The following is a 260-nucleotide window of genomic DNA, read 5'->3' on the forward strand; positions in this document are numbered from 1 at the left end:
CGTAACTCTGATATCGCGGCAAAGGGCATTCTGCCGACATGTCAGGACACCGGCACGGCGATTATCGTGGGTAAAAAAGGACAGCGTGTCTGGACTGGCGGCGGTGACGAAGCGGCGCTGGCGCGTGGGGTTTATAACACCTACATCGAAGATAACCTGCGCTATTCACAAAACGCCGCGCTGGATATGTACAAAGAGGTGAACACCGGTACCAATCTGCCAGCACAGATTGACTTGTATACCGTCGACGGCGATGAATA

At 53.8% G+C, this 260-nt stretch carries 1 protein-coding gene; it reads left to right on the forward strand.

The features are described from left to right. The coding region (locus tag FDX22_RS23940; protein WP_186805453.1) for a fumarate hydratase at positions 1-260 on the forward strand (260 nt) is incomplete at both ends.

The sequence above is a fragment of the Citrobacter sp. TBCS-14 genome, assembly GCF_005280805.1.
GTDB lineage: Bacteria > Pseudomonadota > Gammaproteobacteria > Enterobacterales > Enterobacteriaceae > Citrobacter > Citrobacter gillenii.